The 14,733-nt window shown below is 65.4% G+C and carries 9 protein-coding genes, 1 tRNA gene, 2 pseudogenes and 1 riboswitch; of the genes and pseudogenes, 7 read left to right on the top strand and 5 right to left on the bottom strand.

From position 1 onward, the window contains the following. Positions 1 to 42: 42 nt before the first annotated feature. Positions 43 to 1,050 carry a LacI family DNA-binding transcriptional regulator gene (locus OKW52_RS06770; protein ID WP_264505044.1) on the top strand — a complete coding sequence of 336 codons (1,008 nt, stop codon included), beginning with the start codon at positions 43 to 45 and terminating at the stop codon, positions 1,048 to 1,050. 224 nt (positions 1,051 to 1,274) lie between these two features. Here the strand turns inward: OKW52_RS06770 and OKW52_RS06765 are convergent. The 3 genes from OKW52_RS06765 to OKW52_RS06755 all read right to left on the bottom strand — a co-directional run bounded on the left by OKW52_RS06765 (position 1,275) and on the right by OKW52_RS06755 (position 3,175). Beyond that, positions 1,275 to 1,364 (bottom strand) — tRNA-Ser (locus OKW52_RS06765). Positions 1,365 to 1,593: 229 nt separating this feature from the next. Next, positions 1,594 to 2,082: a hypothetical protein gene (locus OKW52_RS06760; RefSeq protein ID WP_264505043.1), complete on the bottom strand. Its 489-nt coding sequence runs from the start codon at positions 2,080 to 2,082 to the stop codon at positions 1,594 to 1,596. A gap of 346 nt (positions 2,083 to 2,428) precedes the next feature. After that, entirely contained in the window at positions 2,429 to 3,175 is a 747-nt protein-coding gene (locus tag OKW52_RS06755) for a glycosyltransferase family protein (protein WP_264505042.1), read from the bottom strand. Between the two features lie 390 nt (positions 3,176 to 3,565). Here OKW52_RS06755 and OKW52_RS06750 point away from each other — a divergent pair, with 390 nt between their 5' ends. Further along, positions 3,566 to 5,053 (top strand): Do family serine endopeptidase, encoded by a 1,488-nt coding sequence (locus OKW52_RS06750; RefSeq protein ID WP_406622195.1) that lies wholly within the window; start codon positions 3,566 to 3,568, stop codon positions 5,051 to 5,053. Between the two features lie 62 nt (positions 5,054 to 5,115). On the opposite strand, the gene OKW52_RS06745 is transcribed toward OKW52_RS06750, so the two are convergent. After that, positions 5,116 to 5,910: an endonuclease/exonuclease/phosphatase family protein gene (locus tag OKW52_RS06745; RefSeq protein ID WP_264505041.1), complete on the bottom strand. Its 795-nt coding sequence runs from the start codon at positions 5,908 to 5,910 to the stop codon at positions 5,116 to 5,118. Further along, the gene (locus OKW52_RS06740) at positions 5,910 to 6,470 is read right to left on the bottom strand and encodes a gamma-glutamylcyclotransferase (RefSeq protein ID WP_264505040.1); all 561 of its coding nucleotides are present in this window, start codon (positions 6,468 to 6,470) and stop codon (positions 5,910 to 5,912) included. The genes OKW52_RS06745 and OKW52_RS06740 overlap by 1 nt, the downstream gene beginning before the upstream one ends. Positions 6,471 to 6,578: 108 nt before the next feature. Then, a riboswitch (glycine riboswitch) is annotated at positions 6,579 to 6,676 on the top strand. Between the two features lie 146 nt (positions 6,677 to 6,822). On the opposite strand from OKW52_RS06740, the gene gcvT reads away from it, so the two are divergent. The 5 genes and pseudogenes from gcvT to OKW52_RS06715 all read left to right on the top strand — a co-directional run bounded on the left by gcvT (position 6,823) and on the right by OKW52_RS06715 (position 14,713). Beyond that, positions 6,823 to 7,911 (top strand): glycine cleavage system aminomethyltransferase GcvT, encoded by a 1,089-nt coding sequence (gcvT, locus tag OKW52_RS06735; protein WP_264505039.1) that lies wholly within the window; start codon positions 6,823 to 6,825, stop codon positions 7,909 to 7,911. 10 nt (positions 7,912 to 7,921) lie between these two features. After that, positions 7,922 to 8,281: a glycine cleavage system protein GcvH gene (gene gcvH / locus OKW52_RS06730; RefSeq protein ID WP_264505038.1), complete on the top strand. Its 360-nt coding sequence runs from the start codon at positions 7,922 to 7,924 to the stop codon at positions 8,279 to 8,281. A 1-nt stretch (position 8,282) separates the two neighbouring features. After that, positions 8,283 to 8,642 (top strand): VOC family protein, encoded by a 360-nt coding sequence (locus OKW52_RS06725; RefSeq protein ID WP_264505037.1) that lies wholly within the window; start codon positions 8,283 to 8,285, stop codon positions 8,640 to 8,642. A gap of 20 nt (positions 8,643 to 8,662) precedes the next feature. Beyond that, positions 8,663 to 11,502: pseudogene (gene gcvP / locus OKW52_RS06720) on the top strand (aminomethyl-transferring glycine dehydrogenase). 284 nt (positions 11,503 to 11,786) lie between these two features. Further along, positions 11,787 to 14,713: pseudogene (locus OKW52_RS06715) on the top strand (valine--tRNA ligase). The last annotated feature ends 20 nt before the right edge of the window (positions 14,714 to 14,733 follow it).

The raw sequence follows: 14,733 nt of genomic DNA, 5'->3' as shown, positions 1-14,733 counted from the left end.
GTTGCGACGATGACGAAAGGATCAGGAAGCGGAAATTCTGACATGAAGTTGCTGAAGCCGACGATGATGGATGTTGCCGCCAAGGCGGGCGTGTCGCAAGCGACAGTCTCGCTGATCCTGAACGGCAGCCCGGGCGCCCGCTTCAGCGAGGACACCCGCCTGAAAGTCCGCGAAGCGGCGCAGGCTCTGGGCTATCGCCTGACACAGCGCGGCCCGGTGCAAATGACCTCCGCGGCCAATCTGATCGTCTTTGTGGTCGACGAACTGACCAGCGATCCTTGGATGGCCCTTGCGTTCGAGGGCGCGCGCGAGCGTGCGCTTGAGCGCGGGGTCTCGATGTCCCTCGCCGTCTGCCGAAACGCCAATGTCATCGACGACGACCTGGTGCGCCAATACAGCCAGATCCCCGTCGTCGGCTTCATCTATGGCACCATGCTCACCCGCGAGATTTCGTCGCAAGCCGTTTTCCCGCAGGCACCAACTGTCCTGTTGAATTGCTACGACGCAAAGCGGCGGCTTCCCTCGGTGATGCCCGGCGATCTCGAAGGCGGACGCACAGCCACGCAACAACTCATTGATTCCGGCCGCAAACGGATCGGCTTCATCAACGGCCAGGAAGGAATCGACGCGTCCAGCGACCGACTGCGCGGCTACCGGCAGGCGCTGGCAAGCAACGACATCAGCTTCGACCCCGCGCTTGTCTACAACGGCACGTGGGAACCGCCGTCGGGGTATGACGGGACGCGGGCTTTCCTCGCGCTCGACACCCCGCCCGATGCGATCTTCTGCGCCAACGACATGATGGCCGCCGGCTGCTATGACGCGCTGAAAGAGGCCGGGCTGCGGATACCGCAGGACATGGCCGTGATCGGGTTCGACAACCGCGAGATCGCGCAGTTCATGCGCCCGCCCCTCACCTCGCTCATCCTGCCGCATTACGAGATGGGTGTCGCGGCGGCAGATCAGATCCTCGACATCGCCGCCGGCCTCACGCCACGGCACAACCAGATCAAGGTCGAATGCGAGCTGATCGAACGCGAGTCGATCTGATCAGACGGCGACACGCGGTCGCGGCACCGTCGGGCATGGCAGCAGTGAAGGGATGAATTCTGCGGACACGCGGTCGCGTATCGTGCCCCCGGAATGCGTCAGACGCCGCTTGCGTAAAAGCCCGCGCCCGCGCCATAGCGCTCACCATACCGGGGGGGCAACAGCGGCCTGACCACCGCCCTGCTCGGCAAGCCAGCAAGAGCACCTGATTGAAAAGGGGTTGGTGGCGGAGACGAAGGGATTCGAACCCTCGAGACCCTTCCGGGCCTGCACCCTTAGCAGGGGTGTGCCTTCGACCACTCGGCCACATCTCCGCCGACCCGTATATTGGCCATGTGGAGGGAGAACAAGGGCTTTTTCGATGGAGCGCTGAGCGACGTTCGCCAACTGTGTTCAGCGCATTTACAGGTACTTACGTGCACAGGCGCCCTGTTTTTCGCGGAGCCCGTACGGGCATAATTCCGATTCGTCGCGCCCCGGCCCCACCGATCTTGTGCGCTCTGGATGCCCTCTCAGGCTCCTCCCCATGCGCGCGATTTCCCGTTACGACGACGCGGCCTCAAGCAGCGGATTTGCCCATGTCCAGAACCTCTCGTTGAACGGCAGAGCATCGCCCTTGGCTTTCAAGCCCTTCAGGACCCGGTGGCAGAGATGAGGATGACGGGCCAGGGCTGCCTCAAGGAGCACCCGCGCCCGCAGGTCATGTCCGCGTCGCATTACCGCCACTTCTGCCCTCAAGACAGCGTCACGGCCAGAGAGCGCGCAGTCGAGAAGACGCTTCACGCGCCCTGTTCCTGCAAGAACACTTGTCGTGTGATGTCCGGTGAACGGCATCTTTACCTCGACAGCGTCTGGGTCGAGGGCAAAAATCTGGGCGGCGTGCCACGAATCAATGGGATGAAAAGGATCGTAGAAGACGTAAGCGCGGCCCGCGAGATCGTCAGCCGTTACCAGTTCTCCGCCGCTTCCCTCGTTCCAGTAGCGCGAAAACCTGCGGTCGAACGCAGGGCACGTAGCGGGGTCAATCGTCACCTGCGGACACATCGCCAGAACATGCGTGGCGTGAAAGAGACGCGAGAATTTGAGCGCGGCATACCCCCCATCGAGCCCCCGTAGAGCACGCGGGGACCATCGCGCTGCAGGCGGTGCTCTAGCGACCGCGCAGCGGCACGAAGGCTTGTTGCCGGGTACCAGGCGGGCGATTTGGCCACGACGCCAAGAACCGAGTATCCGAGAGCCTCGGCAACAGTGTCCGCTGAAAAGCGTCCCGGGGCCGGGCGGAAGGCAAGATCGGAGAAGGTCACGAAAAGCGGCCCGCTGCGGCCACGATCAACATGCAGAACCGCTATGTTTGCATCATCGTAGGCCACCTCAAGCGTCACGTGGTCCTCCAGCCTGTCGAGAACCGACTGAACAGGCCACCTACGTTTCTGGTTTTTTCGACAAAGTCAGGGTCGTACGCCCCGAACTGCCCGGACGCGATGTTTTGCTTCTTGTTTGAAACACGCTCAGGGCTTTTGTGCACCAGCACGGAAAACCCGTTGGGGTGGTGCATTCCGTTGTCGGAAACGCGGGCGACAACGGGCCAGAGCGAAAACCGGCCCTCTTCCTTGCAACGGATATTCACATCCCGATCCCCATTGGGAAGACCCCGCGTGTGTCCGAACGCGGACCATTTCTGCCGATTGGTGGCAAAACAGGTCGACGGCAGAAAGCCGAGACGGATGAATTCGGCCAACAGCCCTTCGTTCGTGACGGCGGCATGTCCTTCGGCCAGTTGCTCTTGCGTGACGGGCGCTCCGCCGGAGTCAAAGATCTTGGATTCCCCCGCGACCGCCCAGACGTCAGCGGCTGCAAAGGTTTCATGCGCCAACATCGCCCGAAACCACGTCAAGGCATCAGGCTCGAACGTTGTGTCATCTTCGGAAAAGATGACATCGTCGCAGTCAGTCAGCGCCCAGTCGATCACCGACTGGGTCGTCTTGCATGTGCCCAGGTTTCTGTCGTTCTCGCGAAAACTTGCCGCAACGAACCGCGTTGCATTCTGCTGGAGCCAAGCCTCGGCGACGGCTTTTGTGCGCGCGTGATCCAGCGCATACCGCTTGGAAGACAGCGCACCGGTCAACGAGATCCTGCAGCAAATACACGCGATACGTCTCGACCCCGAACGCATTGGAAAGAGAGGTCAAAAGCTCTGACGTCAGATCCGGCTTGTTGAAGACCTGAAGTGCTATTGCGCTGGTCATCGCGAGCCCCGCCTTCTGTTGCAGATCGTCACTGCCACAGCGAAAACCCTTGGTCAACGTTTAGTCCGCGCTGGTTTCAGTGGCCCTGCGCTCAGCGCAAAACACAGGTGATCGCGGCATCGCCGCTTTCCAACACGGAAATTCACCAAACCTTCACCTTCGCTTGAAACGCTCAATGTCTGTTTGCACTCTTGGCGAATGCTCCTAAGTTCAGGACTGCGCCAGGGCGGGGATCCAGGCGCGTATCGAACGACCAAGGGGATACAATCATGACGCATCACCAGGCGGGCGCGGCAAGCGCTCTGGCCCTTGCGCGACCAACCCCGGGATGGGTTGCCTTGCGCTGGTTCAACCTCCTGGGAATGGTGTTGCTCGTGGCCGCCATGGCTCTGCCGCTGCACGCGCAGGACCGTCCGGTCAGCTTTGCCGATCTGGCCGATCTGGTCAGCCCGGCGGTGGTCAACATCACCACCTCGACGACCGTTGCCGCCAGCCTCGACCGCACGCGGCCACAGCTGCCGGATGGCGCACCGTTTCAGGACTTCTTCAACGATTTCTTCAATCAGGATGGTCGCCAACAGCCACGCCCGCGTCAAAGCCAGGCGCTGGGTTCGGGCTTTGTCATCTCGGCTGACGGCTATATCGTGACGAACAACCACGTCATCGAAGGTGCCGACGAGATCGAGATCGAAATGCGCGACGGCACCCGCATGGACGCGACGCTGGTCGGCACCGATAGCGCCACCGACATCGCGCTGCTCAAGGTTGACGCCGATCGCGACCTGCCCTTCGTCAGCTTCGGCGACAGCGAATCCGCCCGTGTCGGCGACTGGGTGCTGGCTGTCGGCAACCCGCTGGGTCAGGGTTTTTCGGTTTCTGCCGGGATCGTGTCGGCCCGTGGCCGTGCGTTGCAAGGCAACTATGACGACTACATCCAGACCGACGCGGCGATCAACCGGGGCAACTCGGGCGGGCCGCTGTTCAACATGAGCGGCGAGGTCATCGGCGTGAATACCGCCATCCTGTCGCCCAATGGTGGCTCGATCGGCATCGGCTTCGCCATGTCCTCGCATGTGGTTGAACGCGTGGTGTTCCAGCTGCAAGAGTTCGGCGAAACCCGCCGTGGCTGGCTGGGCGTGCGCATTCAGGATGTGTCCAGCGACGTTGCCGAGGCGCTGGGTCTGGCCGCCGCGCGGGGCGCGCTGGTGACCGAGGTCATGGACGGTCCGTCGAAAGCCGCCGGCGTGGAATCGGGTGACGTCATCCTCAGCTTCGATGGCGTGGAAGTTGCCGATACCCGCGAGCTGGTCCGCCGTGTGGCCGATGCTGGCGTGGGCCGTGAGGTCGATGTCGTGGTGTTCCGCGACGGGGCCGAGCAGACGCTGCAAGTGACCCTCGCCCAGCGCGATGAAGAGCAGCTGACGCAGACCGCCACCGGTGCACAACCGCAGTCACCGAACGTGTCGCAGGTTCTGGGGCTGGAGCTGACCGCTCTGACCGACCAGATGCGCGAGCAGATGGGGCTGGCACCGGGGGTCACCGGCGTGGTGATCGGCGCGGTTGAGCCGGGCTCGGATGCCGAAGCCAAAGGCCTGCGCGCCGGGGACATCATCACCGAAGCCGGGCAGCAGCCTGTGACCTCGGTTGAAGACTTCCACGCGCGGCTGGATGCAGCCCGCGAGGCCGGACGCCGCACCCTGCTGCTGATGGTCCGCTCGGGCGGCGATCCGCGGTTCGTGGCGCTGTCGGTCGACTAAGACGACCCAGAAGAGGCGTTACCTCGTACACCTCGAAACCGGGCGCCCAGCGCCCGGTTTTTTTACGTCTGCAGGATCAGCGGGCAGTGATCGCTGACTTCGGGCGTTTGCAGAACGTCGAAGTGCCGGACCCCGACTGCGCCGTTCACCATGAGGTAATCGGCGAAGCGCCCGGGCTTGGTGTAGCGCGCCGTGCGCGTGCCGGGAAAACCGCCTTCGGTGACCAGCTCGCGCAGGCCCAGCGCCGTCAGCCGCGTCAGGGTCTCGCTGCCCGGCAGGACGTTGAAATCCCCACACGCGATCACCCCGTCACCGGGCAGCGCCAGCCCCGAGATCAGACCGACGAACCGCTCGGCCTGTGCGGCGCGCGCGGCGGTATCGGCCTTGCCCGCCGCCGGATCGCGCAACCCGTGCATCTGCGCAATAACCACCGGCCCGTTGTCCCAGATCCGCACCGCATGCGCGCTGCGCGAGCGGGGATGCTCGCCATAGCCATCGGCGCCATAGCCTTTGTGCACAAAGCCCTGCGCCTGCCCGATCACCGGGATCGTGCCGCGCACGAACGTCGCCAGCCCCCAATGCGACGGCACCGGGCGCGCGCCGTCCCACAGCACCCCGGTCGCCGCCGGGCAGAAATAGGCGGCGTGACCGGGCAGCGTGGCCTTCACCTCGTCGAACATCCGGGCGCGTTGCGGCAGGATGTGGTCGCCGTCGCGGTATTCCAGCCAGTCCTTGCGCGACAAGGGCGTGTGCACCACCTCTTGCAGGCACAGCACATCCGGGTCCGCCTGCGCCAGCCACGGGATCAGCGCCTCGTGCAGCGTGCCGCCCCAGCCGTTCAGGCAGACCAGCCGCATCAGACCACCCGCACCCCGTAATCCACCAGCCGCGCATCGACGAACCAGCGTTCGGCCGGGGTCAGTGCCTGATGCCGCGGATAGATCGGCACGGCGCGGTCATCGATCACCGGCGTCTCCCAACCGTCTGTCGTGGCAAAAAAGTCATGTGCGCCCGCCTCGCCGAATTCGCGCAGATAGCCCTGCACCACCACGTCGAGATAGCTCAGCAGGATCGGTGCGGGATCACCCTGCGTGATCATGCTCAGCGGCGGCACCGCATAGACCTGCGCGGCGACCGGCTCGTCGCCTTCGACACTCAGCCCCGCGCCGATCAGGTGGCGCGCGTAGCCTTCCTCGCGCAGATCCAGCGCCGCCCAGTCGCCGCCCGGCACATGGGCGACCAGCCCGTCGATGGTTGAGCCGGCATCGGGCACACCCGTCAGGAACGGCGCGCCCCGGCCATCGGTGTGTTTCCACGCGCGCCGCCAGCCGGTCAGCCGGGCACGGTAGGCGGGGGTGTAGATATGCGTCGCGCGGTTCACCAGCGACCCATAGCCAAAGAAAAACGGTTCGGACAAAGGGCATTCTCCTGTCGTGTGCCCAAGGGATGCCGAAACCCCGCCCCCGGCGCAAGCCCGGCATCGCGAGGGGCTTGCCAGCCCCATGTCGCTGCTGCTATCGAAATGGTCGTGAACACGGGAGAACCCGGCGGTCTCCACCCCGCCGGTGCCGAAGGAGCAACCGCCCCGGTAAACTCTCAGGCGCAAAGGACCGCGTTCACATCTGGAACTCTGGAGAGTGGCGTTCGCGCCCGCCGAAGGGATAACGATCTCAGGCGCCCAAACCGGGCAAGGACAGAGGGGGCACCATACGGGCGCATATCGCGCCGGGCTTGGTGCCGGTCATTCGACCGGTCAGGGAGTGATCGGAATGACCGAACTGCGGCAAACGTGCCTTCATGATCTTCATGTCGAACGCGGGGCCAAGATGGTCCCTTTCGCGGGCTATGCGATGCCCGTGCAATACCCCATGGGGGTTATGGGTGAACACCTGCACACCCGCAAAAAGGCCGGGCTGTTTGACGTCAGCCACATGGGTCAGGTGATCCTGCGCGCGCCCGCTCAGGCGCTTGAGGCGCTGGTGCCGGTCGATGTGGCGGGGCTGGCCGAGGGGCGACAGCGCTATGCGCTGTTCACCAACGCCGACGGCGGCATTCTGGACGATCTGATGGTCGCCAACCGGGGCGACCACCTGTTTCTGGTCGTCAACGCCGCCTGCAAGGACGCCGACATCGCCCATCTGCAAGCGCATCTGCCCGGGGTCGAGCCGGTCACCGACCGCGCTTTGGTCGCCCTGCAAGGCCCGCTGGCCGAGGCGGCGCTGGCCCGGCTGGTGCCCGGTGTGACGGCGCTGCGTTTCATGGATGTGGCGACGCTGGACTGGGACGGCGTGGCGCTGTGGATCTCGCGCTCGGGCTATACCGGCGAGGACGGCTTCGAGATTTCGCTGCCCGAGAGCCGCGCCGAGGCTTTCGCCCGCGCCCTGCTGGCGATGGACGAAGTGGCGCCGATCGGTCTGGGCGCCCGTGATTCGCTCAGGCTTGAGGCCGGGCTGTGCCTCTATGGCCACGACATCGACACCACCACCTCGCCGGTCGAGGCAGGCCTGAGCTGGGCCATCCAGAAATCGCGCCGCGCCAGTGGCGGCTTCCCCGGTACCGACCGCATCCTGCGCGATCTGACCCAAGGCCCCGCCCGCAAGCGCGTCGGCCTGCGCCCCGAAGGCCGCGCGCCGATGCGCGAAGGCACCCGGCTCTTCGCGACCGAGACCGCCGCAGACCCCATCGGCACCATCACCTCGGGCGGCTTTGGCCCCTCGCTGCAGGCCCCCATCGCCATGGGCTACCTGCCCGCCGATCTGGCCACCCCCGACACCCTGATCTGGGCCGAGCTGCGCGGCAAACGCCTGCCGGCCCGGGTGTGTTCCCTTCCCTTCCGTCCCTCCTCTTATCGCACATGAGGTCTCAGCGATGAAATTCACCGAAGAACACGAATGGCTCTTGGTTGACGGCGATGTCGTCATCGTCGGCATCACCGACCACGCCGCCGAGCAACTGGGCGACATCGTTTTTGTCGAACTGCCCGAGTTGGAAACCAAGGTCGCCAAGGGCGACGAGGTCAGCGTCATCGAATCGGTCAAGGCCGCCTCGGACATTCTTGCCCCGCTGGACGGCGAGATCGTCGAAATCAACGACGCCATCGTCGCCAACCCCGGTCTGGTGAACGAAGACCCGATGGGCGAGGGCTGGTTCTTCAAGATGCAGATCGAGGATCTGAGCGTTCTGGACGACCTGATGACCGAAGACGAATACAAGGATTTCATCGGCTGACATGACCGTCCTGCGCATCGTTCCCAACCTGCCCACGCGCGACCCTGCCGCTCTGGCGCGGTTCTATGCGCAGATCTTCGATCTAGAGGTCGAGTTTGACATGGGGTGGATCGCCTTCCTTGGCGGCCCCCCGCAACCCCGCGCCCAGCTGCAGGTGGCGACCGAAGGCGGCTCGGGCACCGAACTGCCCGCGCTGACCATCGCGGTCGATGATCTGGACGCCGCCCTCGCCCGCCTGCGCGCCACCGGGGCCGAGCCGGTCTACGGCCCTGTCACCGAACCCTGGGGCGTGCGCCGGTTCTACCTGCGCGACCCCGACGGCAACCTTGTGAATGTCGCCGCCCATTCCGACGCGCGCTGACCCTTAGCCCTGAGGCTCCCATGTCCTTCACGCCCTCCGCCTATGACCCTTACGATTTCGCCAACCGCCGCCATATCGGCCCCTCGCCGGTCGAAATGGCCGAGATGCTGGCCGCTGTCGGCTGCGACACGCTGGACCAGCTGATCGACGAGACCGTCCCGCCCACCATCCGGCAGGACACGCCGCTGGACTGGGAACCGCTGTCCGAGGGCGCGCTGCTGGCGAAAATGCGCGAGGTGGGCAAGCGCAACACGGTGATGACCTCGCTCATCGGGCAGGGCTATTACGGCACGATCACCCCGCCCGCGATCCAGCGCAACATTCTGGAGAACCCGGCGTGGTACACCGCCTATACCCCTTACCAGCCCGAAATCGCCCAAGGGCGGCTTGAGGCGCTGCTGAACTTTCAGACAATGGTGGCGGATCTGACCGGGCTGCCCATCGCCAATGCCTCGCTGCTCGACGAATCCACCGCCTGCGCCGAGGCGATGGTCATGGCGCAGCGGGTGGCCAAGTCGAAGGCCAAGGGCTTTTTCATCGACGCCAACTGCCACCCGCAGAACATCGCCGTCATGCAGACCCGCGCCGCGCCGCTGGGCATCGAGGTGATCGTCGGCGAGCCGGAAACGTTGGACCCCGCCGCCGTCTTCGGCGCGATCTTCCAGTACCCCGGCACCCATGGCCGTCTGCGCGACTACTCGGGCACCATTGCCGCCCTGCACGCCGCCAAAGCCATCGCAATTCTGGCGACCGACCTGCTGGCGCTCTGCCTGATCAAGGAACCCGGCGCCATGGGTGCCGATATCGCCGTCGGCTCGTCGCAGCGTTTCGGCGTGCCGATGGGCTATGGCGGCCCGCACGCCGCGTTCCTCAGCTGCGCCGATGCGCATAAACGCCAGATGCCCGGACGGCTGGTCGGCGTCTCGGTCGACGCGCGCGGCAACAAGGCCTACCGCCTCGCCCTGCAAACCCGCGAGCAGCATATCCGCCGCGAGAAGGCGACCTCGAACGTCTGCACGGCGCAGGCGCTGCTGGCCGTCATGGCCTCGATGTACGCCGTTTTCCACGGCCCCGACGGGCTGCGCGCCATCGCCGAGCGGGTGCATTTCCGCACCGAACGGCTGGCCCGTGCGCTGAAGGCAGCGGGCGCCGTGGTCCAGCCGGACGCCTTCTTTGACACGATCACCGTCGAGGTGGGCGTGGGGCAAGCGGGCATTCTGGCCGCCGCCCGGCACGAGGGCTTGAACTTCCGCAAGATCGGCACCCGGCATGTCGGCATCGCGCTGGATGAAACCAGTGATGAAGAGGTGCTGACCCGCGTGCTCAAGGCCTTCGGCATCGACGCCGTCCCCCCGCATAACGCGCAGCTGGGGTTCCCGCCCGAGCTGGCCCGCGAAACCGCCTATCTCACCCACCCGATCTTTCACATGAACCGCGCCGAATCCGAGATGATGCGCTACATGCGCCGCCTGTCGGACCGCGATCTGGCGCTGGACCGGGCAATGATCCCGCTGGGGTCCTGCACGATGAAGCTGAACGCCGCCGCCGAGATGATGCCGATCACCTGGCCCGACTTCAGCGCCCTGCACCCGTTCTGCCCCGCCGATCAGGCGCTGGGGTATGCCGAGGTGATCACCGACCTCTCGGCCAAGCTGTGCGCGATCACCGGCTATGACGCGATGTCGATGCAACCCAACTCAGGCGCGCAGGGGGAATACGCGGGGCTCTTGACCATTCAGGCCTACCACCGCGCCCAAGGCCAGCCCGAGCGCGACATCTGCCTGATTCCCATGTCGGCACACGGCACCAACCCGGCCTCGGCCCATATGGCGGGGATGGAGGTGGTCGTTGTGCATTCTGCGCCCAACGGCGACATCGACCTCGACGATTTCCGCGACAAGGCGGCAGCGGCGGGCGACCGGCTGGCGGCCTGCATGATCACCTATCCGTCGACCCACGGGGTGTTCGAAGAAACGGTGAAAGAGGTCTGCGCGATCACCCACCAGTTCGGCGGGCAGGTCTATATCGACGGCGCGAACATGAACGCGATGGTCGGGCTGGTGAAACCCGGTGAGATCGGCGGCGATGTGTCCCACCTCAACCTGCACAAGACCTTCGCCATCCCGCATGGCGGCGGCGGGCCGGGCATGGGTCCGATCGGCGTGAAAGCCCACCTCGCCCCCCACCTGCCCGGCCACCCCGAAACCGGCGGCGACGCAGGGCCGGTGTCGGCCGCGCCTTTGGCTCGGCCTCCATCCTGCTGATCAGCTGGGCCTATTGCCTGATGATGGGCGGACCGGGTCTGACGCAGGCGACGCGCGTCGCGATCCTGAACGCCAACTACATCGCGGCCCGCCTGCGCGGGGCCTACAAGGTGCTGTTCATGGGCAACCGGGGGCGCGTGGCGCATGAATGCATCCTCGACACCCGACCCTTCGCCGAGGCTGGCGTGACGGTCGAAGACATCGCCAAACGCCTGATCGACAACGGCTTTCACGCGCCAACGATGAGCTGGCCGGTCTCGGGCACGCTGATGGTCGAACCGACCGAGTCCGAGACCAAAGCCGAAATCGACCGCTTCATCACCGCCCTGCTGGCGATCCGCACCGAGATCGCCGCCGTCGAAGCGGGCGAGATAACCGCCGAGGACTCGCCGCTGCGCCACGCCCCCCACACCGTCGAAGATCTGGTCGCCGACTGGACCCGCGCCTATTCGCGCGAGCAAGGCTGCTTCCCGCCGGGCGCGTTCCGGGTCGACAAATACTGGCCGCCGGTGGGAAGGGTCGACAACGTCTGGGGCGACCGCAATCTCAGCTGCGTCTGCCCACCGCTCAGTGACTATCTCGACGCGGCCGAGTGAGTAAACCGGGGGGCTGCTCGCCCCCGGACCCCCTCGCCCAAGAGGGGAGCACGCTCCCCCTTGGGGAACCCCCCGTGGATATTTAGAGACAGATGATCGCGTTAACCGCCCGTTAACCCTGCTCTCTTTGCTCCCTAAATATCCCGGGGGAGGCCGCAAGGCCGTGGGGGCAGCGCCCCCGCGCGCGGCGGCGGGGGCTCAATGCCCCCGTCGCCGCGCCCCTCCCCTTCCCCTTTGCCCCGCGCTTGGATAAAACCCGGCCAAAGCCTCGAGGGAACGATCAGATGAGCATGGACAAGACCTTCAACGCCGCCGAGGCCGAAGCCCGCATCGCGGCGCTCTGGGAAGAGACCGGCGCTTTCAGGGCGGGCGCGAATGCCAGCCGCGACGAGACCTTCAGCATCATGATCCCGCCGCCCAACGTGACGGGCAGCCTGCACATGGGGCACGCCTTCAACAACACGCTGCAGGACATTCTGGTGCGCTGGCACCGCATGCGCGGGTTCGACACGCTCTGGCAGCCCGGTCAGGACCACGCGGGCATCGCCACGCAGATGGTGGTCGAGCGTGAGCTGGCCCTGTCCCAGCAGCCCGGACGGCGCGAACTGGGCCGTGAGGCCTTCACCGCCAAGGTCTGGGAACAGAAGGCCAAGTCCGGCGGCACGATCATCGGCCAGCTCAAGCGTCTGGGCTGTTCGCTCGACTGGTCGCGCAACGCCTTCACCATGTCGGGTGCCCCCGGTGCTCCGGGGGCGAAGACGGCAATTTCCACGACGCCGTGATCAAGGTCTTTGTCGATCTCTACAACAAGGGCATCATCTATCGCGGCAAGCGGCTGGTGAACTGGGACCCGCATTTCGAAACGGCGATTTCCGACCTCGAGGTCGAGAGCACCGAAGTGCAGGGCCACATGTGGCACTTCAAATACCCGCTCGCCGGCGGCGCAACCTATGAATACGTCGAGCGCGACGAGGACGGGAACGTCACCCTGCGCGAGACCCGCAACTATATCTCCATCGCCACCACCCGCCCCGAGACCATGCTCGGTGATGGCGCAGTCGCGGTGAACCCGGATGACGCGCGCTACAAGCCCATCGTCGGCCTGCTCTGCGAGATCCCCGTTGGCCCCAAGGAACACCGCCGCCTGGTCCCGATCATCACCGACCCCTACCCCGATCCCAATTTCGGTTCCGGCGCGGTGAAGATCACCGGGGCGCATGATTTCAACGACTACGCCGTCGCCCAGCGCAACGGTATTCCGCTCTATAACCTCATGGACACCAAGGCGCAGATGCGCGCCGATGGCCTGTCCTATGCCGAAAGCGCCACGCTGGCCGGCGAGATCGCCCGCGGTGAGCGCGAGGCGGGCGATGTCACGCAGATCAACCTCGTCCCCGAGGAATACCGCGGGCTGGACCGTTTCGAGGCGCGCAAGGCGGTGATCGCGGCGGTCACCGCCGAGGGGCTGGCGGTCACGTACCTGAAGAAATCCATCGACCCCGAGACCCATGCCGAGCATCTCGAACTGCTGCCGGTGGTCGAGGACAAGCTGATCATGCAGCCCTTCGGCGACCGCTCGAAGGTGGTGATCGAGCCGTTCCTGACCGATCAGTGGTTCGTGGACACGTCGAAAATCGTCGAACCGGCGCTCGACGCCGTGCGCAAGGGCTGCGAGGCCGACCGCAACGGGACGTTCGACATTGACGCGGGCTATACCCGCATCCTGCCGGACTCGGGCGAGAAGACCTATTACCACTGGCTGGAGAATATCGAGCCGTGGTGCATCAGCCGCCAGCTGTGGTGGGGACACCAGATCCCGGTGTGGTATGATGAGGACGGCCAGCAATATTGCGCCGCCTCGGCTGCCGATGCGCAGGCGATGGCACCGGGCAAGGTGCTGACGCAAGATCCCGACGTGCTCGACACCTGGTTCTCCTCGGGCCTCTGGCCTATCGGCACTCTGGGCTGGCCTGAGCAGACGCCGGAGCTGGGCAAATACTTCCCCACCGATGTGCTGGTGACAGGGCAGGACATCCTGTTCTTCTGGGTTGCCCGCATGATGATGATGCAGCTGGCCGTGGTCGATCAGGTGCCGTTCCACACGGTCTATCTGCACGGGCTGGTGCGCGACGCCAAGGGCAAGAAGATGTCCAAGTCGGTCGGCAACGTCATCGACCCGCTGGATATCATCGACGAATTCGGTGCCGATGCGCTGCGCTTCACCAATGCGGCGATGGCCAGCCTTGGCGGGGTGCTGAAACTCGACACGCAGCGCATCACCGGCTATCGGAATTTCACCACCAAGCTGTGGAACGCGACCCGCTTTGCCGAGATGAACGGCGTGTTCGAGCCGGGCGTGGCGCAATCGGCCACCCCGCCTGCTGCGACCGCAACGGTCAACCGCTGGATCATTGGCGAAACCGCCCGCACCCGCGTGGCGGTGGACGAGGCGATGGCCGCCTTCCGCTTCAATGACGCGGCGCAGGCGCTCTATGCGTTCGTCTGGGGCAAGGTCTGTGACTGGTATGTCGAATTTTCCAAGCCGCTGTTCGACGGCGAGGCGGCGGACGAGACGCGCGAGACGATGCGCTGGGTGCTCGACCAGTGTCTGCTGCTGCTGCACCCGATCATGCCCTTCATCACCGAAGAGCTCTGGGGCCAGACCGGCACCCGCGCCAAGCTGCTGGTGCATGGCGACTGGCCGACCTATGGGCCTGAGATCGCCGATGCAGAGGCCGACCGCGAAATGGGCTGGGTGATCAACCTGATCGAACAGGTACGCTCGACCCGCAGCCAGATGCGCGTCCCCGCCGGGCTGAAACTGCCGATGCTGGTGGTGGATCAGGACACGGCGGCCGAGGGGGCCTATGCCCGCAACGCCACGCTGATCGAGCGGCTGGCGCGGATCGACGGGCTGCATGTCGGCAAGACGGTGCCCAAGGCCGCGCTGACCGTGGCCGTCGAGGGCGCGACCTATGCGCTGCCGCTGGAGGGCGTGATCGACATCGCGGCCGAGGCGGATCGTCTGGCCAAGGGGTTGGAAAAGCTGGACAAGGACATCAACGGTCTGTCCGGGCGCCTGAACAACCCGCGCTTTGTCGCCAATGCCTCGGAGGAAGTGGTCGAGGAATCGCGCGGACAACTGGCCGAGAAGAGCGACGAGGCCGAGCGGCTGCGCGACGTGCTGGCCAAGCTGCGCGCGATGGGGTGAGGGCGGCAGGGGGCCTTCAG

Origin of the sequence: Pararhodobacter zhoushanensis (genome assembly GCF_025949695.1) — a bacterium.
GTDB lineage: Bacteria > Pseudomonadota > Alphaproteobacteria > Rhodobacterales > Rhodobacteraceae > Pararhodobacter > Pararhodobacter zhoushanensis_A.
The sequence above is the reverse complement of the archived record's forward strand: the minus strand, read 5'-3'. Positions and strand labels throughout refer to the sequence as shown.

Coding starts and splice junctions, on each gene's coding strand:
- OKW52_RS06770 (WP_264505044.1), top strand. CDS start 43: ATGAAGTTGCTGAAGCCGACGATGATGGATGTTGCCGCCAAGGCGGGC.
- OKW52_RS06750 (WP_406622195.1), top strand. CDS start 3,566: ATGACGCATCACCAGGCGGGCGCGGCAAGCGCTCTGGCCCTTGCGCGA.
- OKW52_RS06745 (WP_264505041.1), bottom strand. CDS start 5,910: ATGCGGCTGGTCTGCCTGAACGGCTGGGGCGGCACGCTGCACGAGGCG.
- gcvT (WP_264505039.1), top strand. CDS start 6,823: ATGACCGAACTGCGGCAAACGTGCCTTCATGATCTTCATGTCGAACGC.
- gcvH (WP_264505038.1), top strand. CDS start 7,922: ATGAAATTCACCGAAGAACACGAATGGCTCTTGGTTGACGGCGATGTC.
- OKW52_RS06725 (WP_264505037.1), top strand. CDS start 8,283: ATGACCGTCCTGCGCATCGTTCCCAACCTGCCCACGCGCGACCCTGCC.